20 protein-coding genes are annotated in these 23,756 nt (G+C 59.0%); 16 read left to right on the forward strand and 4 right to left on the reverse strand.

Annotated elements, in window-relative coordinates; genetic code table 11:
- Positions 1-6: 6 nt before the first annotated feature.
- The 4 genes from fabG to mltG all read left to right on the forward strand — a co-directional run bounded on the left by fabG (position 7) and on the right by mltG (position 4,667).
- Positions 7-744: a 3-oxoacyl-[acyl-carrier-protein] reductase gene (gene fabG, locus QEV83_RS14230; protein ID WP_280128368.1), complete on the forward strand. Its 738-nt coding sequence runs from the start codon at positions 7-9 to the stop codon at positions 742-744.
- Between the two features lie 175 nt (positions 745-919).
- Positions 920-1,159, forward strand: coding sequence for an acyl carrier protein (locus QEV83_RS14235; protein ID WP_280128369.1), 240 nt, complete (start codon positions 920-922; stop codon positions 1,157-1,159).
- 126 nt (positions 1,160-1,285) lie between these two features.
- Positions 1,286-2,548, forward strand: a complete 1,263-nt coding sequence (gene fabF / locus QEV83_RS14240) for a beta-ketoacyl-ACP synthase II (RefSeq protein ID WP_280128370.1) — start codon at positions 1,286-1,288, stop codon at positions 2,546-2,548.
- A gap of 265 nt (positions 2,549-2,813) precedes the next feature.
- Positions 2,814-4,667 (forward strand): endolytic transglycosylase MltG, encoded by a 1,854-nt coding sequence (mltG, locus tag QEV83_RS14245; protein WP_280128371.1) that lies wholly within the window; start codon positions 2,814-2,816, stop codon positions 4,665-4,667.
- 43 nt (positions 4,668-4,710) lie between these two features.
- Here mltG and ald read toward each other — a convergent pair whose 3' ends face one another.
- Entirely contained in the window at positions 4,711-5,868 is a 1,158-nt protein-coding gene (gene ald, locus QEV83_RS14250; RefSeq protein ID WP_280128372.1) for an alanine dehydrogenase, read from the reverse strand.
- 435 nt (positions 5,869-6,303) lie between these two features.
- Here ald and QEV83_RS14255 point away from each other — a divergent pair, with 435 nt between their 5' ends.
- The 3 genes from QEV83_RS14255 (at position 6,304) to QEV83_RS14265 (ending at position 10,531) form a co-directional block, all read left to right on the forward strand.
- Positions 6,304-8,475 (forward strand): RNA degradosome polyphosphate kinase, encoded by a 2,172-nt coding sequence (locus QEV83_RS14255; RefSeq protein WP_280131073.1) that lies wholly within the window; start codon positions 6,304-6,306, stop codon positions 8,473-8,475.
- Positions 8,476-8,482: 7 nt separating this feature from the next.
- Positions 8,483-10,000: a Ppx/GppA phosphatase family protein gene (locus QEV83_RS14260; RefSeq protein WP_280131074.1), complete on the forward strand. Its 1,518-nt coding sequence runs from the start codon at positions 8,483-8,485 to the stop codon at positions 9,998-10,000.
- A 204-nt stretch (positions 10,001-10,204) separates the two neighbouring features.
- Positions 10,205-10,531, forward strand: coding sequence for an HdeA/HdeB family chaperone (locus tag QEV83_RS14265; protein WP_280128373.1), 327 nt, complete (start codon positions 10,205-10,207; stop codon positions 10,529-10,531).
- A 62-nt stretch (positions 10,532-10,593) separates the two neighbouring features.
- On the opposite strand, the gene rnd is transcribed toward QEV83_RS14265, so the two are convergent.
- Entirely contained in the window at positions 10,594-11,772 is a 1,179-nt protein-coding gene (gene rnd, locus QEV83_RS14270) for a ribonuclease D (RefSeq protein WP_280128374.1), read from the reverse strand.
- A 162-nt stretch (positions 11,773-11,934) separates the two neighbouring features.
- Here rnd and aspS point away from each other — a divergent pair, with 162 nt between their 5' ends.
- Complete coding sequence (gene aspS / locus QEV83_RS14275) at positions 11,935-13,836, forward strand: aspartate--tRNA ligase (protein WP_280131075.1); 1,902 nt, start codon at positions 11,935-11,937, stop codon at positions 13,834-13,836.
- A 39-nt stretch (positions 13,837-13,875) separates the two neighbouring features.
- Positions 13,876-14,568, forward strand: coding sequence for a DJ-1/PfpI family protein (locus QEV83_RS14280; protein WP_280128375.1), 693 nt, complete (start codon positions 13,876-13,878; stop codon positions 14,566-14,568).
- A gap of 65 nt (positions 14,569-14,633) precedes the next feature.
- On the opposite strand, the gene QEV83_RS14285 is transcribed toward QEV83_RS14280, so the two are convergent.
- Positions 14,634-16,145 carry a DEAD/DEAH box helicase gene (locus QEV83_RS14285; protein ID WP_280128376.1) on the reverse strand — a complete coding sequence of 504 codons (1,512 nt, stop codon included), beginning with the start codon at positions 16,143-16,145 and terminating at the stop codon, positions 14,634-14,636.
- A 464-nt stretch (positions 16,146-16,609) separates the two neighbouring features.
- On the opposite strand from QEV83_RS14285, the gene QEV83_RS14290 reads away from it, so the two are divergent.
- From QEV83_RS14290 to QEV83_RS14310, 5 genes are all read left to right on the forward strand, one after another.
- Entirely contained in the window at positions 16,610-16,903 is a 294-nt protein-coding gene (locus QEV83_RS14290; RefSeq protein WP_280128377.1) for a PilZ domain-containing protein, read from the forward strand.
- 120 nt (positions 16,904-17,023) lie between these two features.
- Positions 17,024-17,584 carry a hypothetical protein gene (locus tag QEV83_RS14295; protein WP_280128378.1) on the forward strand — a complete coding sequence of 187 codons (561 nt, stop codon included), beginning with the start codon at positions 17,024-17,026 and terminating at the stop codon, positions 17,582-17,584.
- A gap of 19 nt (positions 17,585-17,603) precedes the next feature.
- Positions 17,604-19,187 (forward strand): EAL domain-containing protein, encoded by a 1,584-nt coding sequence (locus tag QEV83_RS14300; RefSeq protein ID WP_280128379.1) that lies wholly within the window; start codon positions 17,604-17,606, stop codon positions 19,185-19,187.
- 176 nt (positions 19,188-19,363) lie between these two features.
- On the forward strand, positions 19,364-19,711 hold the full coding sequence (locus QEV83_RS14305; RefSeq protein ID WP_280128380.1) for a hypothetical protein: 348 nt from the start codon (positions 19,364-19,366) through the stop codon (positions 19,709-19,711).
- 240 nt (positions 19,712-19,951) lie between these two features.
- Positions 19,952-20,257, forward strand: coding sequence for a hypothetical protein (locus tag QEV83_RS14310; RefSeq protein ID WP_280128381.1), 306 nt, complete (start codon positions 19,952-19,954; stop codon positions 20,255-20,257).
- 241 nt (positions 20,258-20,498) lie between these two features.
- Here QEV83_RS14310 and QEV83_RS14315 read toward each other — a convergent pair whose 3' ends face one another.
- Complete coding sequence (locus tag QEV83_RS14315; RefSeq protein ID WP_280128382.1) at positions 20,499-20,720, reverse strand: hypothetical protein; 222 nt, start codon at positions 20,718-20,720, stop codon at positions 20,499-20,501.
- A 262-nt stretch (positions 20,721-20,982) separates the two neighbouring features.
- Between QEV83_RS14315 and QEV83_RS14320 the strand changes: the two genes are divergently transcribed.
- Positions 20,983-22,185 (forward strand): HlyD family secretion protein, encoded by a 1,203-nt coding sequence (locus QEV83_RS14320; protein ID WP_280128383.1) that lies wholly within the window; start codon positions 20,983-20,985, stop codon positions 22,183-22,185.
- Positions 22,182-23,756: a DHA2 family efflux MFS transporter permease subunit gene (locus tag QEV83_RS14325; protein WP_280128384.1), complete on the forward strand. Its 1,575-nt coding sequence runs from the start codon at positions 22,182-22,184 to the stop codon at positions 23,754-23,756. The genes QEV83_RS14320 and QEV83_RS14325 overlap by 4 nt, the downstream gene beginning before the upstream one ends.

The following is a 23,756-nucleotide window of genomic DNA, read 5'->3' on the forward strand; positions in this document are numbered from 1 at the left end:
TGTCTCATGTTTGATCTTACCGGCAAGACAGCCCTAGTCACGGGCGCGAGCGGCGGCCTCGGACGGGAGATCGCCCGGGCCTTGCATCTTCGCGGCGCCGTCGTCGGGCTGTCGGGGACCCGCCGCGACGCGCTCGATGCACTCGCCGCCGAACTCGAAACCAACGTTCATGTGTTCCCCTGCGATTTGGCCCACAAAGCCGCGACGGAGGCGCTCATCCCCGCCGCCGAGGCGGCGATGGGCAGCGTCGATATTCTTGTTAATAATGCCGGCGTGACGAGGGACAATCTCTTTATGCGCATGAAGGATGAGGAATGGGAGGATGTCCTGAGCGTCAATCTCACGGCTGCCTTTCGTCTCTCCCGCGCGTGTCTGAAGGGAATGCTCCGCAAGCGTCATGGGCGGATCATCGGGATCAGCTCGATCGTCGGAGTGACCGGCAATGCCGGCCAGGGCAATTATGCGGCCGCGAAAGCGGGAATGATCGGTATGTATAAGAGTCTGGCCGCCGAGGTCGCGAGCCGTAACGTGACGGTCAATTGCATCGCACCAGGCTTTATCGAGAGCCCGATGACCGATGCCTTGAATGAGAAACAAAAACAGGCGATCCTCGCGACAGTGCCGATGGGACGCCTCGGAACCGGTGCCGAAATCGCGGCGGCGGTGGTCTATCTTGCCAGCCCGCAAGCTGCCTATGTTACTGGCCAGACTCTCCACATCAATGGAGGAATGGCAATGATTTAAATAGGATACAGGAACATTCCGGGGCCGTGCGCGGGCTCTCGCCAACCGGATTGAAGTATGTTACCAACCCCGTTATGCGAGGGGTGCGGCACATTGCTGGCGCCTGCATCGTGTTGAAGTCGGCTAGGCCGCAAATCAAAAGCTAAAGTTTTTAAGGGACGAGGATCAAACAACCATGAGCGATGTCGCCGAGCGCGTGAAAAAAATTGTGGTCGAGCACCTCGGCGTCGATGCCGACAAAGTTGTCGATGGCGCCAACTTCATGGAAGACCTTGGCGCGGATTCCCTCGACACGGTCGAGCTCGTCATGGCTTTCGAGGAAGAATTCGGCGTCGAGATTCCAGATGATGCCGCCGAAACGATCGTGACCGTGGGCGATGCCATAAAATTTCTTGATAAGGCATCCGCCGCCTGAACCTCTGGTGCCGGACAGTGTCCGGTCACCAAACCGGCTTAATTGGAACGAAGTGTGCCGCTATTCCATTGAAGCTGGTAGAGGGGTTGCCGGCAGAAAAATAAGAATAGCCGCAGGGTCGGATTAATGCGCAGGGTGGTCGTTACGGGTCTTGGCATGGTTTCGCCGCTTGGCTGCGGGATCGAGGCAAGCTGGAGCCGCTTGCTTGCTGGGCAAAGTGGTGCCCGTCCGATCGAGGGATTCGATGTTTCCGACCTCCCTTGTAAGATCGCAATGCCGATCCCGCGCGGTTCCGGCGACGATGGGAGCTTTAATCCAGATCAATGGATGGAGCCAAAAGAGCAGCGCAAGATTGACGACTTCATCCTTTATGCGGTGGCCGCGGCGACGCAGGCGCTGGCGGATGCGAACTGGAAGCCCGCCACCTATGAAGAGCAGATCAAAACCGGCGTTCTGATCGGCGCCGGGATCGGGGGACTTGGCGGCATCGCTGAGACCGCGATCGTGTTGAAGGAAAAGGGTCCGCGCCGCGTTTCCCCTTTCTTTATTCCGGGCCGTCTCATCAATCTCGCCGGCGGCTATGTTTCGATTCAGCATGGGTTGAAAGGCCCCAACCATGCGGTCGTGACCGCATGCTCGTCGGGAACCCATGCAATCGGCGACGCGGCGCGCCTGGTGGCACTGGAAGATGCTGAGGTCATGGTTGCGGGAGGCGCCGAATCGGCAATCAACCGCATCGGCATCGCCGGATTTTCCGCGTGCCGCGCCCTTTCGACCGGGTTCAACGACCGGCCGAAGCAGGCCTCGCGCCCTTATGACAAGGATCGTGATGGGTTCGTGATGGGCGAGGGCGCCGGCTGTGTTGTTCTTGAATCCTATGAGCATGCCAAGGCGCGCGGCGCCAAGATTTACGCCGAGATCGTCGGCTACGGGATGTCGGGCGACGCCTTTCATATCACGGCGCCGGAGGAGACTGGCGACGGGGCTTCCCGGGCCATGGCGGCGGCGGTCAAGCGAGCAGGGATCACCCCAGGTGATATTGATTATATCAATGCGCATGGGACATCGACACCGCTCGGCGATGAAATCGAGATCCGCGCGGTCGAACGGCTTGTCGGCAACTCTGGACATATGCTCTCCATGTCCTCGACGAAATCGGCGATCGGACATCTTCTCGGCGCCGCCGGCGCCGTAGAAGCGATCTTTTCGATTTTGGCGATCCGCGATCAAATCGTTCCGCCGACACTCAATCTCGACAATTCGTCGGTTGCCACCGAAATCGATCTCGTCCCGCACAAGGCACGCAATCGAAAGGTCGATATCGCGATGTCGAACTCGTTTGGCTTTGGCGGCACCAATGCATGCGTGATTTTCAAGCGTCCGGATTAAGCGGGACGGAAGACCCTGCCATCGAGACCAGCGCAGGGCTGAGCGAGAAAATTCATGGTAGAGGAACCCGATTTCGCCATATTTTCCAGGCCGGATAGGACCTGTTCCTTGTGGTTGGCGGGCCAGTCCGTTTCGCGACAATCTATGAGGGTTCGCGGCGGGAAAAACGGTATACCACCACGTCATTTTGATAGATGAAATGATCGCATCAGATGCGTTTTTGGGTGGCGAAAACATTTGCCTGGCAGGTTGGTAGACTAAATTGATGGGCGATACGCCACAAATCCCGGACATGCCTTCAAAACCGAATGGAAACGATGTGCCGGAGCCGGACAAAAAGTCTTTTCGGGGTGAGATGCGCCCGGACGGACGCACGCAGGGCAAGCGCGTGATGCCGCAAAGCCCCAACGAGGCGTTGCAGCCCCACGCGGCGCCGCCGCCTCCGCTCCCCCCGAGCCGGAGACGGCCGACGCTTTCGGCGTTCAGCGGATTCTTGTCGTTTCTGCTGGTTGCGGCGCTCGCCTTTATGTTCGGCCTCGTTTGGAGTCAGCAGCGGCTGCGCGCGCCTGGCCCGCTCGCGGGGAGCAAAGTGCTCTACATCGCACCCGGCACCGAAGTGCCCGAGATCATCGCCCAGCTTGACCATGAAGGAGTTATCGACAACCCATTCCTGCTCAACATGGAGCTCTTGCTTGAGGGCAATCGCTCGAAGGTCAAGGCCGGCGAGTATCTCTTCAAACAGAACATCAGCTTGCGCGAAGTGATCGATGAACTGGTCAGCGGCAAACAGGTGCTGCACGCGATTACGATCCCCGAAGGGCTGACCAGCGAGCAGATCGTCGAACGGCTCCACGAAAGCGACGTGCTCATCGGCGATGTTGCGGAAGTGCCGAAAGAAGGCAGCCTGCTGCCGGAAACCTATAAGGTGGCGCGCGGGGCCGTGCGGGCGGACGTCCTCAAGAAGATGCAGGATGATCAAAAGCGCGCCGTCGATCAGATTTGGTCGCGCCGCTCCGGCGGGCTTCCGTTGCGTTCTCCTTATGAACTCATCATTTTGGCTTCGGTCGTCGAAAAGGAAACCGGCAAGGCGGACGAACGTCCGCGGGTGGCGAGCGTTTTCCTGAACCGCCTGAAAAAAGGCATGCGGCTGCAGTCCGATCCGACGATCGTCTACGGCCTGACCGGCGGCAAGGGGCCGCTTGGGCGGGGATTGACGCGCGCCGAACTCGACAAGCCGACACCATATAATACGTATGTCAACGACGGCCTGCCGCCGGGGCCGATTGCCAATCCGGGACGCGCGGCGCTTGAGGCCGTTGCCAACCCGTCCCGCACCCAAGATCTTTATTTTGTCGCTGATGGCACCGGTGGCCATGTGTTTTCCGAAACCCTCGATCAGCACAATCGCAACGTGCAGCGCTGGCGCCAAATGGAAAAGGACATCAAGGACAAGCAGGAGCAAACTGCGCCGGACGCGGAGCAGCCAACGCTGCCCGCCGACTCTGCGCCCGCCGAGTCTTTGCCGGCTGAGCCTGCGGTGCCGCCGTCCGTGACGCCCGATGTGCCAGCGCCAACCAAACCGAAATCAGGCCGCAAGAGCGAGCGCGAAGTGCCGTCTTCCGTTTATGGATCAATGGCACCGCGCCGCGCCGCATCGCAAAGCACGGCGGCCTCGGCGATCGCGGGCGCGACGCGGACGACAGTTTCTGGGGCACCAGGCACCAAGCCTCGCTCCAGCACGGATATCAGTGCCTTCACTTTCGGTCCAGGGCTCGATGAACTTGGCATTTCTATAGGGGGTGTCCGCACTCCGGCGTCGGAGACGCTCGATGGTCCGGTCGGGCAAGAGGATGCGGCGGAGGCGGCGAGCGCCAAGATCGTCTCTGTGTCCGATAGGCCCGAGCCGAGCCGCGCAGCACCCGTGGCCAGCGAGACAGGAAGCGCCGATTCGCAAGGTCAAGGCGAAGCGGCCGCCGTGCCTCCGGCACCGGAAGAGCAGAAGGATGCGAAGGTTCCGCGCCGCCGGGCGTTCGATGTGTCGCGAGGGACGCCTCTCGATCCCCTCCGCAACAAAACCTATGATTTGAATTACGCCAAAACCGTTCCGGCGATCAAATAGCCACCTTCCATTGGGGCATGCTCTTGGCGAGCGGCTTGAACTCTTACCTAAGTTCGAGCGCAAAGGCCGGTGCGGAGGCCGCGCGTTGCGAAAGCGCTTCTTCAGGCGGCGTCGCCGCAAACCCGAGACTTGTGGCAATCGCTGGATGGGTGATCTGGCCGCGATGCACATTGAGCCCGCCCCGCAGGCCGGGCGTCTTCATAATGGCGCCGAGCCCTTCTGCGGCGAGGGCAAGGCCGTAAGGTAGCGTCGCATTGTTGAGCGCCTGAGCCGAAGTCATCGGCACCGCGCCGGGAATATTAGCGACGCAATAATGCACCACGCCATCTTTGAGAAATGTTGGATGGGCGTGCGTAGTCGGATGCGAGGTTTCGAAACAGCCGCCCTGGTCGATCGAGATGTCCACGAGAACCGCACCTTTCTTCATTTCGCGCAACATTTGCTTCGTGACGAGTTTCGGCGCCGCGGCCCCTGGGATGAGCACGGCGCCGATGATAGCATCGGCAGCACAAACCGCCTCCTCGATTGCCGCCACCGTGGCGAACCTTGTCTTTGCGCGCCCCTGAAACAATTCGTCGAGCAGACGCAGGCGCGGTAGCGAGCGGTCGAGGATCGTGACATCAGCGCCGAGCCCAACCGCCATCCGCGCAGCTTGGGTTCCGGCGACGCCGCCACCGAGCACGGCGACTTTGGCTGGCGGCACGCCCGGAACGCCACCGAGCAAAATGCCGCGGCCGCCATTGTGACTTTGAAGCGCCGCACCCGCCGCCTCGATCGAGAGCCGCCCGGCGACTTCGCTCATGGGCGCGAGAAGGGGCAAGCCCTGGCCATCCGGCCCGGTTACGGTTTCATAGGCGATGGCGGTGCAGCCTGAGCCGAGTAAACCCTTCGCTTGCGCAAGGTCGGCCGCGAGGTGGAGAAACGCGAAAAGGATCTGTCCCTCGCGCAGTCGCGTCCATTCGCTCTCTTGCGGCTCCTTCACCTTGATAATCATTTCCGAGTCGCTGAAAATTTCGGCGCTCGTGCCTGTGATCGTGGCACCGGCGGCGATATAGGCTTGATCGGAGGCATTGATCCCGGAACCGGCGCCAGTTTGCACGCTGACGTCATGTCCGGCCGCCACGAATTCCCGGACCGCTTCTGGCGTCAAGCCGACGCGGTATTCGCTCTCTTTGATTTCCGCCGGGACACCAATCCGCATTCGAAATTGCCTTCCCAAAACGCCAGCTATGTTCCCGGCATGTTCGCGATCATGGGTTTGGACGATGATTCTGCATGGTAAAACCGAATGTGGTACGCTCCATGCTGGAAAGCAACGACGTTGCCGGCGGATAAAAATCCTTTCACAGGAACGAACTGTTCAGTCACGCTACCGTCATCAAAGATGGCGAAGTTCCAGGAATTTCCGATTGAGGAGGCACTTTTGAAGGCGCAGGTCGAAAGACAGAGTTTGGCTCGGGGGAAGCGCCCGGCGGAGCCAGGGCGCGGCGTGAAAAGCAGTTCTGCCGCCGCGAAGTTGGAAACGCCCGCCGCCGCGCCGGTACAAAAACTGGATCATGTTGAAATTGCGTTCGAAATATCCAGTGGAGCCGAAGAGATCATCGCCGACAACGCCCCCGCGGCCTCGATTGCAATCATGGATACGCCAACAGAAGCCGGTAGCCCGGCAGCGGTGGGCATCGCGCAATCGCCGCACCGGTTTATCAATCGCGAATTGTCGTGGCTGGAATTCAACCGGCGGGTCCTGCTTGAAGCTTCGAATCATCATCACCCGCTTCTCGAGCAGCTACGCTTTCTCTCGATTTCGGCCGACAATCTCGACGAGTTTTTCATGGTTCGCGTCGCTGGCCTTCGCGGTCAGTTGCGGGCTGGAATTGCAACTCCGTCCGAAGACGGGCTGTCACCGCCTGAACAGCTCGCCAAGCTGCGAGAACGCGTGAGCCTGTTGGCGGCGGAACAGCAACGGCGCTGGCGCGAATTGCGGAAGGAACTGCACGATGTGGGAATAAGTCTTCTTGATCCGCCAGATCTAACGAAGGATGAAATTGCATGGCTGCGGGAGCATTTTCAAACCCATATTTTTCCGGTCCTCACACCGCTTGCCGTTGACCCGGCCCACCCGTTTCCGTTCATTCCCAATTTCGGCTTTACGATTGCCCTCGAATTGTTCGGACCGAGCGACCAAAAGACCCGCAAAGCCCTGATTCGGCTCCCAGCCAAGATCGAACGTTTCATCCGTCTTCCTGATGAACTGGGTGAAAAAGGGCAGCGATTCGTTGCGCTCGAAACCGTGATCGGAATGTTCACACAAAGCCTGTTTCCCGGTTACCACGTCCGCGGGCATGGTCTTTTCCGGATCATCCGCGACAGCGACCTCGAAGTCGAGGAAGAGGCCGAGGATCTGGTGCGTTTGTTCGAGACCGCGTTGAAGCGCCGCCGGCGGGGGTCGGTGATCAGGGCCGAGTTCGACAGTCTCATCCCCGAGGAGCTACGCCGGTTCGTCGCCAAGGAACTCGACGTTGTCGGAGAGGAAATTTTTATTCTCGACGGCATGCTTGCCCTGAATGACCTTTCCGAACTGGTCAGTCTCGACCGGCCAGAGTTAAAGTTCAAGCCCTACAACCCGCGCTTTCCCGAGCGCGTCCGCGACAATGGCGGCGACTGTTTTCTCGCCATCAAACAAAAGGATCTTGTCGTCCATCACCCTTATGAATCCTTCGATGTTGTGGTCCAATTCTTGAACCAGGCAGCGGCCGATCCCAATGTCGTCGCGATCAAGCAGACGCTTTACCGTACCTCCTCCGACAGCCCCATCGTGCGGGCCCTCATCGAGGCTGCGGAAGCGGGCAAGTCAGTGACCGCCCTTGTCGAACTCAAGGCGCGATTCGACGAGGCCGCAAATATTCGCTGGGCACGCGATCTCGAACGCGCCGGCGCGCAAGTCGTGTTCGGCTTTATCGAATTGAAGACGCATGCCAAACTGTCCATGGTCGTGCGCCGAGAAGCCGGCTCGCTTATGACCTATTGCCATGTCGGCACAGGGAATTATCATCCAGTAACTGCCAAGATTTACACCGACATTTCCTTCTTCACCGCCGATCCCGCCATCGGGCGCGATGTCTCGCGGATCTTCAACTATATCACCGGCTATGCGGAGCCGGCCGGGCTCGAACGCATGGCGGTGTCGCCGATTTCGCTGAAGCCGCGTCTCCTCGAACATATCGCGCAGGAGATCGCCTTCGTCAAAGCCGGCAAGCCGGGCGCGATCTGGGCAAAATGCAATGCGCTTGTCGACCCGGAGATCATCGATGCCCTCTATGCTGCGAGCAATGCGGGAGTGAACATCGACCTCATCGTGCGCGGCATCTGCTGCCTCCGGCCGGGGGTCGAGGGCTTGTCGGAAAACATCAGGGTCAAGTCGATCGTCGGCCGGTTTCTTGAACATGCCAGGGTCTACTGTTTTGGCGGCGGCCACGATCTGCCGCATCCCAAGGCCCATGTTTATATTTCCTCGGCCGACCTTATGCCGCGCAATCTGGACCGCCGGGTCGAGGCCATGCTGCCGATTCTCAATCCGACCGTGCATGAGCAGATTCTCGGTCAGATCATGGTCGCCAATTTGCTCGACAATCAGCAAAGCTACCGGGTCTTGCCGGATGGCTCGAGCGGGCGCATAAAGGCGCCCGAAAACGAAGAGCCGTTCAATGCGCACAGCTACTTCATGACCAACCCCAGTCTGTCCGGCCGTGGAAAATCCCTCAAGCAATCGAGTCCGAAAGCCCTCCTTGAGCGCTTCGACGCCCGTTAAAAATCCGATGCTGCAGAAGAGTTTCAGGAGTGATTCGCTGATAGGCGCCACGGCGCCGGTCGCGATCGTCGATGTCGGATCGAATTCGGTCCGTCTCGTCGTCTATGAAGGTTTGAACCGGGCCCCCCGGCCGATCTTCAACGAGAAATCACTTTGCGCGCTCGGCAAGGGCGTTGCGACCACCGGCAAGCTGCCCAAGGGCGGGGTCGAAAAGGCGCTCGCAGCCTTGCGCCGTTTCCGGGTCTTAAGCGAGATCATGGGTGTCAAGGAACTGCATGTCCTTGCAACCGCCGCCGCCCGCGACGCCTCGAATGGCGCCGAATTTCTCGCTGCCGCCGAGGCGGCGATCGGGGCGCCGGTCACGCTGTTGTCGGGGGGGCGGGAGGCAGAACTCTCGGCCCATGGGGTCATCTCCGGGATCATGAAACCGGATGGCGTCGTTGGCGATCTCGGCGGCGGCTCACTCGAATTGATTGATGTCAAAGGGGCGCATGCGGGCAGGGGCACGAGCCTGCCGCTCGGCGGCCTCACCTTGATGGACGCGTCGGGGCGCTCGCCGCGCGCCGCAGTGAAAATCGTTCGTGAGGCCCTGGCTTCATCGGGGGTCGCAAAGCGGTTGACGGGGCGCACATTTTACGCGGTTGGCGGGACGTTCCGGGCTCTTGCCAGGCTGCATATGAGCCAGCGCAATTATCCGTTGAGAGTGACTCACGGCTATGTCATTCCGGCGCGCGACGCCGCCGATTTTGCCGGTCTCATCGAACGGGCGAATACGGAGACTCTGATTTCGATCGATGCGGTCAGTGCCTCGCGGCGGCCGCTGATCGCCTATGGGGCCGTTGTCCTGGATGAAATCATCCGGCGCGCGAGGCCCCTCGAAGTCATGATCTCGGTGACCGGGGTGCGGGAAGGATTTCTTTACGAGATGCTCGATGCGGCGCATCGCCGGGAAGACCCGCTGCTCGTCGCGGCGGCGCAATTCAACAGGCTTCTCGCCCGCGCCCCAGGCCACGGCGAGGAACTTCGTGACTGGACCGATATTTTTATGAAGTCTTTGCATGCCGATGAAACTCCGGAGGAACGCCGGCTGCGCCATGCCGCTTGTCTGCTGGCCGATGTGAATTGGCGCGCGCACCCAGATCATCGCCACGAGGAGAGTGTCAACATTGTCGAGAACGCGGCCTTCCTTGGCGTCGATCATCCTGGCCGCTGCTATCTCGCCCTGGCGGCATCCTATCGCTATCTGGGGGCCGATGCAGACGTCAACCCGCAGCTTCGTGCGCTGGTTTCGCCGCGGCTCCTCGAAAAAGCGCGCGTTCTCGCCGCCGCGACGCGCGCGGCTCTGGTCATTTCAGGCGCCATGTCGGGTGTCTTACCTTCAACGCCGCTGGCCTGCGTGAAGACCAAAGTGATTCTCACCCTGCCGCGAAGTCTCGCCGATCTCGTCAGCGAGAGGCTGCAAAACCGGTTGAATCAATTGGCGCGCCTCATTGGCCGTGAGCCGGTGATCACCATCGCGGGTTAATCAATCGGGCGCACGGGCGGCATACTCCTCATTCTGTACGATTGGTTTGGGTCAAAAAGACATCCTGCCGCCAGGGGAGCCGTTTGAAACGGCTGCCCGCGTTGCCGATAGTACAAGCTAACTTGATCTAAAGCTTTGATGAATTATATTACTCCTCGCCCGTTAGTGGCTGCAATTTTAATGCATTAAAAAGGGAGGCAAGAAATGTTGAAGAAAGCACCCGTGATTTTGTCCGTTGTGGGAGCGGCCGCTATGGCCGTCCTTTCCATGACAGGAATGGCCCAAGCCAAGAAAGCAGGGGATTGGACCTGCAGTGATTTCCTTCAGGTCCCGAACAAATCAAAGCCCTATGTCGTTTACTGGCTGACAGGTCTCAACAAGGCGGACAAAAAGGAATTTCTTGACGTCGGCGCCAAGGATTTCAATGCGCCGATCTCGAAAGTGGTTGAAGCCTGCCACAAGGAACCGGCGCAAAATCTCTGGCAGGCGATCGCGGACCATTTCTATTGGAAGGCGATGCAGATTCCATAGTTTAAATTTATGAAAACTGATTGTGATTGATCCGATACGGATCATATGTCTTGCGATGCACGTTAGGAAGCGCCGTTTTCCGGCGGCGCTTCATCCCTCCACTCGAGCGGCATCACCTTGCCCCCTTCGACGGTCAGGGCAAGGCGCCCATGTTTTAGTTCGAGCGCCTGAGCACCAAACAATTCTCGCCGCCAGCCAGTCAAAGCGGCGACCTTGGCGTGGTCGTCGGCGGCAATGGCTTCGAGATCCTCGACCGACGCGATCATTTTGGCGGCAACTCCGTGACTTTCGCTCACATGACGCAGGAGGACTCGCAAAAGTTCGACCGTGGCGCCATTGCAGCCGTTGCGCCGTTCGCGGTCAAGTTTTGGGAGGGTCTTGGGGTCGCGGGCGAGGCCGCGTTCGATCGCCGCCACAATATCGGCGCCCGCGCGCGAGCGTTCCATGCCGCGCGGAAAGGCGCGCAGATTTCCGAGCGCCTCGAGTGTTTTCGGTGCCGCGAGCACAAGTTCGATCATGATGTCGTCCTTCAATATCCGCGAGCGCGGCACATCCCGCGCCTGCGCCTCGCTCTCGCGCCAGGCGGCGACCTCCATCAGCACCGCAAGATCGCGCGGTTTGCGGACCCGGTTGCGGAAGCGTTCCCAGGCGTTTTCAGGGTGCTGTTCGTAAATTGACGGGGACGTCAAAATTGCCATTTCATCGTCCAGCCAGCCAAGTCTGCCGGTTTCATCCAGTTTTGTGCGCAAGAATCGATAAATATCGCGCAGATAGGTCACGTCAGCGATCGCATATTCGGCCTGGGACGGCAAAAGCGGACGCCGCGACCAGTCCGTGAAGCGAGAGGATTTGTCGAGCGTGACCTTTGTGACGGTCTTGACCAGATCCCCATAGGAGACCTGATCGCCGAAACCGCAGACCATGGCGGCGACCTGCGTATCGAATAGGGGCGCCGGGATCAATTTCGCAAGATTCCAAATAATTTCAAGATCTTGGCGTGCCGCGTGAAAAACCTTGGTGAGCCCGGTGTCGGCCATCAGCTCGAAGAAAGGTGTAAGATCCAGCCCTTCCGCCATGGCGTCGATCGCGACGGCTTCCTCGTCCGAGGCGATTTGCACGACACAAAGGCGCGGCCAGAACGTCGTTTCCCGCAAAAATTCCGTATCGACGGTGACGAAAGTGTGGGTGGCGAGGCGGCTGCAGACGGCGGTCAGCTCATTTGTCGTGGAGATCAGGGTCATATTTGCTCAATAATGCAAAGGCGCTTTGACTTCTAGGGATTGCGTCGAGGCGACGGCGATGCTCTGTCTTGACAGACGGCGCCGCACATGCGGTTCTCCGCCCGCTTGGCGGATTGCGCAAGCCCGCCCCACATCCTCTTCACTCTTGACCGTGACCCTAACATGCACCGCTACCGTTCCCATAGCTGCGGCGCCCTGCGCGAATCGCATGCTGGCGAAAACATCCGTCTCTCCGGCTGGTGCCACCGCATCCGCGATCATGGGGGTGTCCTGTTCATCGATCTTCGCGATCATTATGGCATAACCCAATGCGTCGTCGATCCAGATTCGCCAGCTTTTGGGCGGGCCGAAAAAATTCGCTCTGAATGGGTGATCCGGGTCGATGGGGCGGTTCGCCAGCGCCCGGCTGGGACAGAAAATCCAGAAATGCCAACCGGACTGATCGAAGTCTATGTGACGGATATCGAGGTTTTGGGCCCCGCGGCCGAATTGCCATTGCCGGTTTTTGGCGAGCAAAACTATCCCGAGGACATGCGGCTGCGCTATCGCTTTCTCGATCTGCGGCGCGAAAAGCTCCACAATAACATTATGTTGCGCGGCCAAATCATCGATTCCTTGCGCGCCCGTATGAAGGCGGAAGGCTTTTTCGAGTTCCAGACGCCGATTTTGACAGCGTCGAGCCCGGAGGGCGCGCGTGACTTTCTGGTGCCGTCCCGCCTGCATCCGGGGAAATTTTACGCCCTGCCGCAGGCGCCGCAGCAATTCAAGCAGCTCATCATGGTGGCGGGCTTCGACCGCTATTTCCAGATCGCGCCCTGTTTCCGCGACGAGGATGCACGGGCCGACCGCAGTCCGGGCGAATTTTATCAACTCGATATCGAGATGAGTTTTGTCACCCAGGAGGACGTGTTCGCGGCGGTCGAGCCGGTGTTGCGCGGGGTGTTTGAGGAATTTGGCGGCGGCCGGCCGGTGACGCAAAAATTCCCGATGATTCCCTTTGCCGAGGCGATGCTGAAATATGGGTCCGACAAACCCGATCTTCGCATTGATAAGCGCATGGATATAGTTGATTTAACCGATATTTTTATGCGCGATGACGTGAACTTCAATGCATTCAAGAATGTCATCAAATCCGGTGGCATTGTACGTGGAATTCCTGCGCCGATTGCTGAGGATCAGCCTCGTTCGTTCTTTGACAAACAGAATGAATGGGCGAGGTCTGAAGGTGCGCCGGGTCTTGGATATGTGAAATTCAACCGACTTCAACATATGTCTTCCGCGGAACTCGCGGAACATGGCGATGCTGTTCGTCAGCTCTATGAAAGATCCTTCCAACTAAATGATGGACGTCGCGTATACGGTGATGGGCCCATCGCAAAATTTCTTTCTGCTGAAGCACTTAAGGAAATGGCAACAAGGGCGAATTTGTCGCCCGGCGATGCCTTGTTTTTTGCCGCTGGCCCTGAAAACGGGGCTGCCGCCCTCGCTGGAAAGGCGCGAATCCGTATGGCGCGGGAGTTGGATATGCTTGACGCAAATCAGTTTGCGTTCGCATGGATCGTCGATTTCCCGATGTATGAATGGAACGAAGACGACAAGAAAATCGACTTCTCGCACAATCCGTTTTCGATGCCGAATTTCGATCCCGAGGCTTTTGTCGCGCTCGATCCGGCCGATGAAAAAACAATTCTGGGCATCAAGGCGTTTCAATACGACATCGTTTGCAATGGCACCGAGCTCTCATCCGGCGCCATCCGCAACCATCGCCCGGACATCATGAAGAAAGCCTTTGCGCTCGCCGGCTATGGCGAGGATGTGTTGGAAGAAAAATTCGGCGGCATGTATCGCGCGTTCCAATATGGCGCGCCGCCGCATGGCGGGATCGCGCCCGGTATCGATCGCATCGTCATGCTGCTTGCGGGCGAGGAGAATTTGCGCGAGATCGTGCTGTTCCCAATGAACCAACGCGCCGAGGATCTGCTCATGGGCGCGCCCTCCGCCGTCACCACGAAGCAATTGCGGGAACTGCACATCAGGCTCAATCTGCCCGAGGCGAAAACTTAAAAGCCAGCGGGTTGTCCGGCTGAACATTGGAGTCGAGGAATGGAGTCGCAGATAAATGTTGTGATGCTGCTTTATCCCAACATGACTCAACTCGATTTGACCGGGCCTTATGAAGTGCTGGTCCAGTTCAAGGAACTCTCTCTGCATCTGGTGGCGAAAAACCGTGAATCAGTCATCGATTCAGGTGGCTTGCGGTTGACGCCGACGGCAAGTTTCGCGGAGTGCCCCAAGGCGGGGATTTTGTTTGTCCCAGGCGGGCCTGGGCAAATCGCGCTTATGGAAGATGCGGAGGTTCATGCGTTTCTGCGGCGTCAAGCCGAGGGCGCCACCTATGTCACCTCCGTGTGCACGGGCTCTCTTGTTCTGGCGGCGGCCGGGTTGCTGACGGGCTATAGCGCGACCTGCCATTGGCTATCGCTCTATCAGCTAGGTTTTTTTGGCGTTGTGCCGGTCAAGGAACGGGTTGTCATCGACCGCAACCGCATCACAGGCGCGGGGGTGACGTCGGGAATCGATTTTGCGTTGACCTTGGTGGCGCAATTGTTTGGCGAAGAGCGTGCGAAACGCGCTCAGCTCGCCATGGAATATGATCCAAAGCCGCCCTTTGTGGGCGGATCGCCCGCAAACGCGGCTCCGGAACTTGTGGAAAGCCTCCGCGCGGCAACCGCGACTTTTCAGAAAGAGCGTGAAATTGTTGCACGCCGGGCCGCCGCCGCCTTGATCAAGGGCTGAGACCGGCTCGCACGGTGTTAGGCCATGATCCAGTCTCGCGGATCATGGCCTGAAGAAGCGCGCAGTTATTGCGGCGAATGGGCGTCGGCTTTCGCGGGCTGGCGCGATCTCGTCTTTGCCGGCGCCGAGCCATAGCGGACAGGACTTGGCTTGCCGGCGTTTCCTCGCGGCGCCTGCCGGGACAAAAACAGCGGTACCCCTGACCCGTCGGTTTTCGACTCGGCGTGTCTTGGCTCCGCATGTCGCGTTTCGGCACGTCTTGTGTCGGCATGCCTTGCGTCGGCGTGTCTTGAGTCAGCGTGTCTTGGCGCGGATCTCGGACCTCTATGCGCGGCCTCAGCCTTTGCGCCACCCGCGCGCTCCCTGGCAACATGGCCATTGTGATCCGGGCGCCGGTTCTGCGCCGCCGATGTTGCCGGGGCCGCGACCGTGCGGGATGCGGCCAGAGGTCCACCACGCCGGTCAACCGTGGGCAATTTGAGACGGGTCAGTCTTTCGATGCCGCGCAAAAGAGCCTGCTCGGCACCATCGCAGAGTGAAATCGCGGTGCCTTCGGCGCCGGCCCGCGCGGTGCGGCCGATCCTATGGACATAGGCCTCCGCCACTTCGGGAAGCTCGAAATTGACGACATGGGTGACCCCGTCGATGTCGATGCCGCGCGCGGCGATGTCGGTTGCGACCATGACACGGGCACGGCCGGCGCGAAATGCCTCGAGCGAGCGCTCCCGTTGGCCTTGGCTTTTGTTGCCGTGGATCGCGCATGCCGCGATACCATTGCCGTCAAGATGCTGGGCGACTCTGTCGGCGCCGCGTTTGGTCCGCGTGAAGACGATCGTCCGGGTCATCTCGGCATTGGCGAAAAGCTCGACCAGCAGATCGCGCTTGCGGCCTGTTTCAATCAGCAAGATCTTGTGATTGATGCGGTCGGCGGTTTTCGCGGCGGGGGTGACGGAAACCTCAACCGGATCGTTGAGTAAGCCGCTGGCGAGCGCGGCGATCTCGGCGGGCATGGTTGCCGAGAAGAACAGGTTCTGCCGTTGTTTCGGAAGCAGGCCCGCGATCCGCCTTATGGCTTTCACGAAACCAAGATCGAGCATGCGGTCGGCTTCGTCGAGAACGAAAATTTCGGTCTCGCCCAGGCGCGCGGCGCGGCTATCGAGATGATCTTCGAGACGGCCAGGGGTCGCCACCAGAATGTCGAGGCCGCGCGCCAGCGCCTTGATCTGGGCGCCATGCGGCACGCCGCCGAAGATGACGGCGGTGTTGAGACGAAGGCCGCCGCCGAGCGAGCGGAAACTGTCGGCGATCTGGCTCGCCAATTCGCGCGTTGGGCTTAACACCAGCACCCGGCAGCCATTGCGCGGCGCGGGACGCGGATTTTGCGCAAGATAGTGAAGTATGGGAAGGGCGAAGGCGGCTGTCTTGCCGGTGCCTGTTTGCGCGATGCCGACAAGATCGCGGCCCGCCAGGATGGGGGGGATGGCTTGCGACTGGATCGGGGTGGGTTGAGTGTAGCCTTGTTTGGCCAGGGCAGCGAGAAGCGGCGCGGCGAGGCCGAGCCGGGAAAAATCAGTCAATGTGAGTCTTTCTTAAATCGGGAGCATGCGCCCAAAGAACAGGATCTTGCGCCCTTAAGGCCGCGACATGTGCCGGAAATCCGGGTCTGCGACCGAGGAGTTTAAAGGCGACGCCCCGCGTGGCTGGGCGGTCGAGGGAAAATTTCAGAGCACCCGGAAGGAAGACACGATGTCCATCACGCGTCCGAAGCGTCAAATCCACAGTGAAGCGGATAAAGGTTCATGGCGGTTTTCGTGCTGGAAGTCAACCGTAAAGCTTGGCAAGAGCGTGCCGCGGCCTCAATGACTCTGGCCACGGCGAGCCCATGATCTCAGCGGAAAAGATGCCGCCAATGTCGATCGGCTCGCGGATGATTGCATAAAAATTGCGCGTTGCGAGGCAGCGAAAAGCAACGGTCTTCAGTCATATTTCTGGGCGTCGAGCGGATACCGGCGTGGAAACACGGAGATATGCGAAGGTCAAAATGAAGCAGCCAGAATTATCTTGCCACTCAAGGGATGCCAGCCTCGCAAGAAAAGCGGTGGAGCGCCGGGAAGCGCGCCAGCGTGTTCTCAAGCGAGCGAGCATCGCCTTCAACGGCCGCAAGGCCGTCATCGATTGTACGGTCCGCAACCTGTCATCCTACGGTGCCTGTCTCAAGGTGGAAAGCCCCGTCGGTATTCCGGATTCATTCGATCTTGTGCTCGGACATCAGCCGGTCCGCAGTTGCCGTGTCGCATGGCGGAAAGCGACGCAAATCGGCGTGGAATTTGTCTAGCTGAATTTTCTACTGGGGCGATGAAATCCGCCAACAAGATAAAAATTTCGGCTTACCAAGGCTCAAAATGCAACGGGCTTCCGGCATATCTCTCCAATGAAACAGGTTGAAGAGGCGGGAATGTCAACGCGGGCGAATGAGCGATCCTGCTCTTTGGACGGGAATCTTGCAGAAGTTGCTCGGCAGGCTGTGCGGGGCCCGTGGCAATCGCTTGAAACCGAGTCCCTGCGTTGGAGGTGGCAAGCAGCGGCGAGCAAGTCAAATCGCCTCCCGCCGTTCGAGGAATTGTCGTTCGATGGCCTCGGCGGTTTGGCTGACAATGTCCCCCTCTTGCAAATGGAGGACTCCCGGGCCTTCACGATTCTGAGGGCGGGTCAGGTTTTTGAAAGTTGGATCGATCGTCCAGCGCGCAACCTCAAAGTGGCCGAACTTTCGATTGACCGGGCCCGCGCATTGGAAGAGCTGCTTGGCAATGCCACCGGCGAGAGCCATCCGGTGCAAACTGCCGCCTATGGGGTCGTCAACGGTTCGGTGTGTCTTTACGATCTTGTCGCCCTGCCGCTCGCCAACCGCTGGGGGCCGCCGCTGTTTCTCGTTTATATGCAGGAACGCGAACGGAAGTTCAGCCTCGTCGAGGCGATGTTCCAGGTGGCAAGCCGCCATCGACCATTACGGGTTTGAGCGGGACTCGTTCCTGCAATTGTCGCTGCTCGATATTTTGCCGCTAGAGGACAGAGACACTGTCCAAAACGCAATCCGCAACAAACCCGAATTGGGTGGCGGCCCCGATCACCTTTGGCAACATGTCAAGGCGGATGGGACGCTGATCGATGTTCTCACCTATTGGCGATCCACGGCATTCCGTGATCGTCCCGCGCAGCTGATCGCCATCATGGACGTGACGGAAAAGCAGCAGGCGGAATCGCGGATTGCCTACATGGCGCAGCATGATGCGCTGACCGGGCTGCCAAACCGGATCTTGTTTCATGAGCGCCTTGACGAAGCCTTGGCGTGTTTGCGCAGGAACAACGAAAAGCTTGCGATTCTTTATCTTGATCTCGATCAGTTCAAGAATGTCAACGACACTTTGGGGCACCCAGCCGGGGATTTGCTTTTGATGGCGGCGGCGGACCGTTTGCGGGTGTGCTTGCGCGAGTCGGACATTGCCGCGCGATTCGGCGGCGATGAGTTCGCGGTTTTGCAAAGGGGATTGTCCGGACCGGAGGAAGCGAGCGCCTTGGCCGACCGCATCGTGAAGCTGATGTGCGAGCCCTACGAAATCGAGGGCCAGCGAATCGTGATCGGCGCCAGCGCGGGCATTGCGCTCGCGCCGGACGACGGAGAAAGCGCCGATCTCTTGCTGAAGAACGCCGATATGGCACTCTACCGGGCCAAAGAGGACGGCCGCCGGACCTTCCGCTTTTTCGAAGTCGGAATGGACGCCCGTATGCGCGCCCGCCGGGTGCTTGAACTCGACTTGCGCAATGCCCTCGCCGCCAGCGAGTTCGAGCTTTACTATCAGCCTCTCGTCAACCTCGAAACGGGGGTCATCTCGGGCTTCGAGGCGTTGCTGCGCTGGGTCCATCCCGAGCGTGGGCTCGTCGTCCCGGCGGAATTCATTCCGCTGGCCGAGGAGATCGGCCTGATCGTGCCACTTGGCGAATGGGTGCTGCGGCAGGCTTGTACCGAGGCGCTGAAATGGCCCGGCGATTTGATGGTCGCGGTGAATCTTTCGCCGGTGCAGTTCAAAAATGGCGACTTGACCGAAATCGTTTTCGCCGCGCTTTCCAGTGCGGGATTGCCCGCGGCCCGCCTTGAACTCGAAGTCACGGAGTCAATTTTGCTGGAGGAAAGCAAAATCAACCTCGCTACCTTGCATAAATTGCGCGCCCTTGGAGCAAGCATTTCCATGGATGACTTCGGCACCGGCTATTCTGGGTTGAGTTATCTGCGCGCCTTTTCCTTCGACAAAATCAAGATCGACCGTTCGTTTATCGCCGAACTCGGCGAGAGTGACGACTGCATGGCGATCGTCCGGGCGATCGCGAGACTCGGATCGAGCCTTGGAATCCGCACGACGGCTGAGGGCGTCGAAACGGAACAGCAACGTGAAATGTTGCGCGACGAAGGGTGCACAGAAATGCAGGGCTATTTGTTGAGCCGGCCGATGCCCGCGTGCGACATTGCCAGATTCCTTACGTTGCACAACGATGGCGAGCAAGAGGGGTTGCCCGAAAGGCCGGAGCTTGCGGAGTGCCCGCGAGACCCAGTAGCGGCGGCATAAGTGCGAGCGCGGCGGCTGCGCATCCGCCGCCTCGTAAGTTTCATGCCGTTCAAGCAAAACGCATCCTTCTTATTCATGGGAAGTTCAGGCTTAAAGATCCACTATGATTGCGCAATGATCGGGCGCCACGCCCTAACGCAAAGCGGTGCCTAGGCGCAACGTCAGGAGTATTCGCAATGTCATCAAAAATGAGGAAGGCGGCTGCCGGCGCACTCGCAGCCCTGATGTTTGGAGCTGGCGTTGCAGCCGCCGCCACGCCGGCCGCGGCGCAGGGCTGGCGCGGCGGCGGCTACCGCTGGCACACAGGATATTGGCATCCCGGTTACGGATGGGCGGGCGGCTACGGCTGGGGTGAGCCCCTCGCGGTGGGCGCCGTCGCGGGCTACACCCTGGGTGCCCTCACTGGTGCAGCTTATGCGTATGGTCCGGCCTATTACGGCGGCGGCTGCTACCTGCAGAACCGGCCCGTTTACGACAGCTGGGGCAATTTTGCCGGTTATGCCCCTGTCCAGGTCTGCTATTAGGGCCAAATCTGTGATAAGGCTTTAAAACTGGATCATGATTTACGAATTTTAACCATTTGGTAAAAAGCCCCGCCCAAAGTGGCGGGGTCTTAACTTTTTTTAAATTTTGAGCTGAACCGGTGCAACCTTTCCGCCCATCCTGCGTTTAAAATTGGAATGTGCTGTGCAGCACGCGCCCATCGTTAAAAATATGTTCCTATCGGATCGTCAATTCACCGGTGGGAAGGAACGGAAGAAGCCATGATCCAGTCTCGCAAAGCAATCGGAAACCAAGCTCTGAAATACGCTATGGCGGGAGTCGCGGTTACTTGCCTTGGCGCGGCCGTGTTCGCGGCACCGTTGACGATTACGCCAAAATCAAAGATTTTTGGTGACTCCTCACGGGCGGCCCAGACGAAGACAGTCTATGCGCCTCTAGGCGCAGGGCCAGCTTTTCAGCTTGGCCGAGCTGGTGCTGGGGAAGATGAGGATTGTGTCAGAGTGACGCGGATGGTCGGCCCCGACGGCCGGGTCTATGTCACGCGCGGCTTGATCTGCCAGGAATAGGGCTTCCCGCAAAATCGGCCTTGGCCCTTTGGCATTGAATTTCTTTAAAGTGCTCGCCCGCGATATCCAGCAGGCGGGCATTTTTATTGGCGTCATAGGGAAGTCTGCACGTTTTCGACCGCTTGGTTGCCGGCTTTCCGCTGGCTCCCCGCTGGAACCGCTCTGTTAGCGACAGTTGCGGCATTCCGGCCCGACATTCCCTTACTCGCACGGAAATTCAGGTTTTGATTTTCCGCTTTGGCTACGCATCGTCGCCATGCGCAGCTTCATTAATATTGATGGTTCTCATGTTAGAAAAGTCGATGGCAACCGGCTTTTTTTCTCTCGCGACCATCACCTGGAGAGTTTTTATAACGTGTTCAAGCCTGCGATAGACTTCTTTGTACTCGTCCGTTGTCGTCGTCAACGCGAGCGGTTTCAAACAATATTCTATAATTTCGCGGGGCCGATCCAATTTGTTCATTTCTCGCTCCTCCACCGATTCTCTATCGCTGTAATATAGGTCCGTAATGAAAATGACCAAAAGAAAACTACGCAGGCCGTGCCCGCAGGTGTAGGGGGCCGGATTTGAGTCCCCATAGAAATCGCCTGCCCCGTTTGGCCCACGAAATTGTGTTTTTCCGCCACAATCCTAACCGAGTAATAACGTCCGGACCGTCCAGCCGCAGATTGAGCTGCTTCCTCCTGCCCGGCATAGCTTTCGCCCGATTTTGGGCAATCGCTTGATGACGGTGCCGAACAACGACAGGCTGATGAACGACCGGCAACTCGATAATCCTCCGCGAGACGGCGACATTCAAGCTCGGGAAGGCGGCGAAAGTGCCGGCCCGGATGCCCCAAGCGGCGAATCGGGGTCAGTTCCTAGCCAGGCAACGGCCGCTGACACACAGGCCAAGCGGCAGCCCTTCGTCTTGTATGGCGGAACTGCTGTTCTCGCGCTGCTGGCGGGCGCCGGCATCTATTATTGGCTTTCTACCCGCAACATTGTATCGACCGACGATGCCTTCATAGACGGGCGTGCCGTGAATATCGCGCCGCAGGTCTCTGGCCAGATCGTGTCCCTCGACGTGACCGACAACCAATTTGTCCATAAGGGCCAGCCGCTCGTCCATATCGATCCGCGGCAATATGAGAACGACCGGACGATCGCCGTAGGCGTGCTGGACACCGCGAGAGCGCAACTTGCCGGCCAGACATTCGGCGCCGAAATCGCACGCAAAAATTTCCCTGCTCTGCTAAAGCAGGCACAGGCTCAGCTCGCCTCGGCGCAAGCGGGAGAGATCAGGGCGCAAGCCGACTATCAGCGCCAGCGGAGCCTGCCAAAACAGGCGACGACGCAGCAGGAAGTCGATGCCGCCACGGCGGCTTTGCGGCAGGCGCAAGCGCAAGTCGCGCTCGCCGAGGCGCAAGTGTTGGAAGCCGAGCCCGTTCCGCAACGAATCGGCGAGGCCGACGCGCAAGTGGGGCAGCTCAAGGGCCAGACGGAACAAGCGCAAGGGCGGCTCGACCAAGCCGATTTGAACCTCTCCTGGACCGTGGTGAAGGCGCCTCAAGATGGCTGGATCACCAAACGCAATGTCGAAATGGGCAATTACATCACCCCCGGCCAGCAGATTTTTTCGATTGTCTCGCCCGAGGTTTGGGTGACAGCGAATTTCAAGGAAACCCAGCTTGCTTGGATACGTCCAGGACAAAAAGCGGCGATCGAGGTGGACGCCTATCCGCAGCTTCATCTGACCGGGCATGTGGACAGCGTGCAGCTTGGGTCGGGGTCGAAATTCACCGCTTTTCCGCCGGAGAACGCAACCGGCAATTTCGTCAAGATCGTGCAGCGCGTACCGGTCAAAATCACCATTGACAGCGGCCTTGATCCAAAGCTCCCGCTGCCGCTGGGCATTTCGGTCGTGCCGACGGTGACGGTTCGATGAACGAGAACGACACTCCGGCGGCGCGGCGGTGGCAACCCTCGCACAACCGCTGGGCCATCGCGGTCGTTGTGACCTTTGCAGCCTTCATGGAAATTCTCGATACGACGATCGTCAACGTCGCCTTGCCGCATATCGCGGGCGGTCTCTCGACGAGCTTTGACGAAGCAACGTGGACGCTCACCTCATATCTGGTCGCCAATGGCATCGTCCTGACAATATCAGGATGGCTCAGCACGGTGTTCGGCCGCAAGCGCTACTTTCTGATCTGCCTTGGCATGTTCACGGTCTGCTCGTTTTTTTGCGGCACCGCGACGAGCCTGACACAACTCGTCATTTTCCGGCTTGCGCAGGGTTTTTTCGGCGGCGGACTGCAGCCGACACAGCAAGCGATCATTCTCGATACGTTTCCGCCCGAACAACGTGCCGCGGCATTTGGCGTCACCGCGCTCGCGACGATTGTTGCGCCGGTGCTTGGGCCGACGTTGGGGGGGTATCTGACAGACACCTTTAATTGGCGCTGGGTGTTCTTGATCAATATTCCGGTGGGAACCGCCGCGGTATTTTTTGCCTCGATTCTGGTCGAGGATCCACCTTGGCTCAAGCGCCGGTCGGGGCACATCGATTATATCGGTCTGTCGCTGATCACGCTCGGTCTCGGCTGTTTTCAAATCATGCTGGACCGGGGCGAAAACGAAGATTGGTTCGGCTCGAACTTCATTCAGCTCATGGCCGTCTTGGGGGGGCTTGGCATTCTCAGCGCCATCGGCTGGCTCTTGATCGCCAAAAAGCCAGTCGTCAATCTCGATGTCTTCAAGGACAAGAATTTCGCAATGGGTTGCGTTCTTATTGGAGCGACAGGCGGGACTCTGTATGCAGGCGCCGTGGTCATCCCGCAATTTGCGCAAACCGTCGTTGGCTATACCGCGACATGGGCTGGGCTTGTCCTGTCGCCTGGCGGTCTTGTCGTCATCTTTCTTATCCCGATCGTCGGCCGGTTGATGAAAATCGTTCCAATTCGCTACGTCATCGCGGCTGGGTTCTTTATCATGGGGGTGGCGTTCATCTTTTCGAGCATGCTCGTTGCCTATATCGATTTCAGGACGCTCGTCCTCATGCGCGCTTTGCAGACGGCGGGCCTCGCCTTTCTTTTCGTGCCGATCAGCACGGTCGCTTTTTCGACATTGCCGCGCGAGCTGAATGGCGATGCGACAGCCCTTTATGCGATGTTCCGCAATGTTTTCGGTTCGATTGGAATTTCTCTCGCCAGCGCCATGATTATTGAGAGGACTCAGGTTCATCAGTCCTATCTCGCGCAATGGGCTTCTCCGTTTCATCAGCCGTTCAACGATCTGATCGCGCGATATGAAAAGACTCTGACGGCGATGGGATACGCAGCGGGCGCGGCCCATGATGCGGCTGTAGGAAGAGTCTATCAGGTTTACCGGACGCAGGCCGAGGTGCTCGGCTATTCCGACGTATTCCGCTACACGGCGATTGTCGCATTCGCGGTCGTGCCAGTCTGCTTTTTTCTTTCCCGGACGAAAGGGGGCAGCCGTGGCGCATCGCACTAA

Source organism: Methylocapsa sp. D3K7, assembly GCF_029855125.1.
GTDB lineage: Bacteria > Pseudomonadota > Alphaproteobacteria > Rhizobiales > Beijerinckiaceae > Methylocapsa.

What these genes read in the sequence shown, in the direction of transcription:
- fabG (WP_280128368.1), top strand. Translation starts at nt 7, where the DNA reads ATGTTTGATCTTACCGGCAAGACAGCCCTAGTCACGGGCGCGAGCGGC.
- QEV83_RS14235 (WP_280128369.1), top strand. Translation starts at nt 920, where the DNA reads ATGAGCGATGTCGCCGAGCGCGTGAAAAAAATTGTGGTCGAGCACCTC.
- fabF (WP_280128370.1), top strand. Translation starts at nt 1,286, where the DNA reads ATGCGCAGGGTGGTCGTTACGGGTCTTGGCATGGTTTCGCCGCTTGGC.
- mltG (WP_280128371.1), top strand. Translation starts at nt 2,814, where the DNA reads ATGGGCGATACGCCACAAATCCCGGACATGCCTTCAAAACCGAATGGA.
- ald (WP_280128372.1), bottom strand. Translation starts at nt 5,868, where the DNA reads ATGCGGATTGGTGTCCCGGCGGAAATCAAAGAGAGCGAATACCGCGTC.
- QEV83_RS14255 (WP_280131073.1), top strand. Translation starts at nt 6,304, where the DNA reads ATGGATACGCCAACAGAAGCCGGTAGCCCGGCAGCGGTGGGCATCGCG.
- QEV83_RS14260 (WP_280131074.1), top strand. Translation starts at nt 8,483, where the DNA reads ATGCTGCAGAAGAGTTTCAGGAGTGATTCGCTGATAGGCGCCACGGCG.
- QEV83_RS14265 (WP_280128373.1), top strand. Translation starts at nt 10,205, where the DNA reads ATGTTGAAGAAAGCACCCGTGATTTTGTCCGTTGTGGGAGCGGCCGCT.
- rnd (WP_280128374.1), bottom strand. Translation starts at nt 11,772, where the DNA reads ATGACCCTGATCTCCACGACAAATGAGCTGACCGCCGTCTGCAGCCGC.
- aspS (WP_280131075.1), top strand. Translation starts at nt 11,935, where the DNA reads ATGCACCGCTACCGTTCCCATAGCTGCGGCGCCCTGCGCGAATCGCAT.
- QEV83_RS14280 (WP_280128375.1), top strand. Translation starts at nt 13,876, where the DNA reads ATGGAGTCGCAGATAAATGTTGTGATGCTGCTTTATCCCAACATGACT.
- QEV83_RS14290 (WP_280128377.1), top strand. Translation starts at nt 16,610, where the DNA reads ATGAAGCAGCCAGAATTATCTTGCCACTCAAGGGATGCCAGCCTCGCA.
- QEV83_RS14295 (WP_280128378.1), top strand. Translation starts at nt 17,024, where the DNA reads ATGTCAACGCGGGCGAATGAGCGATCCTGCTCTTTGGACGGGAATCTT.
- QEV83_RS14305 (WP_280128380.1), top strand. Translation starts at nt 19,364, where the DNA reads ATGTCATCAAAAATGAGGAAGGCGGCTGCCGGCGCACTCGCAGCCCTG.
- QEV83_RS14310 (WP_280128381.1), top strand. Translation starts at nt 19,952, where the DNA reads ATGATCCAGTCTCGCAAAGCAATCGGAAACCAAGCTCTGAAATACGCT.
- QEV83_RS14315 (WP_280128382.1), bottom strand. Translation starts at nt 20,720, where the DNA reads ATGAACAAATTGGATCGGCCCCGCGAAATTATAGAATATTGTTTGAAA.
- QEV83_RS14320 (WP_280128383.1), top strand. Translation starts at nt 20,983, where the DNA reads ATGACGGTGCCGAACAACGACAGGCTGATGAACGACCGGCAACTCGAT.
- QEV83_RS14325 (WP_280128384.1), top strand. Translation starts at nt 22,182, where the DNA reads ATGAACGAGAACGACACTCCGGCGGCGCGGCGGTGGCAACCCTCGCAC.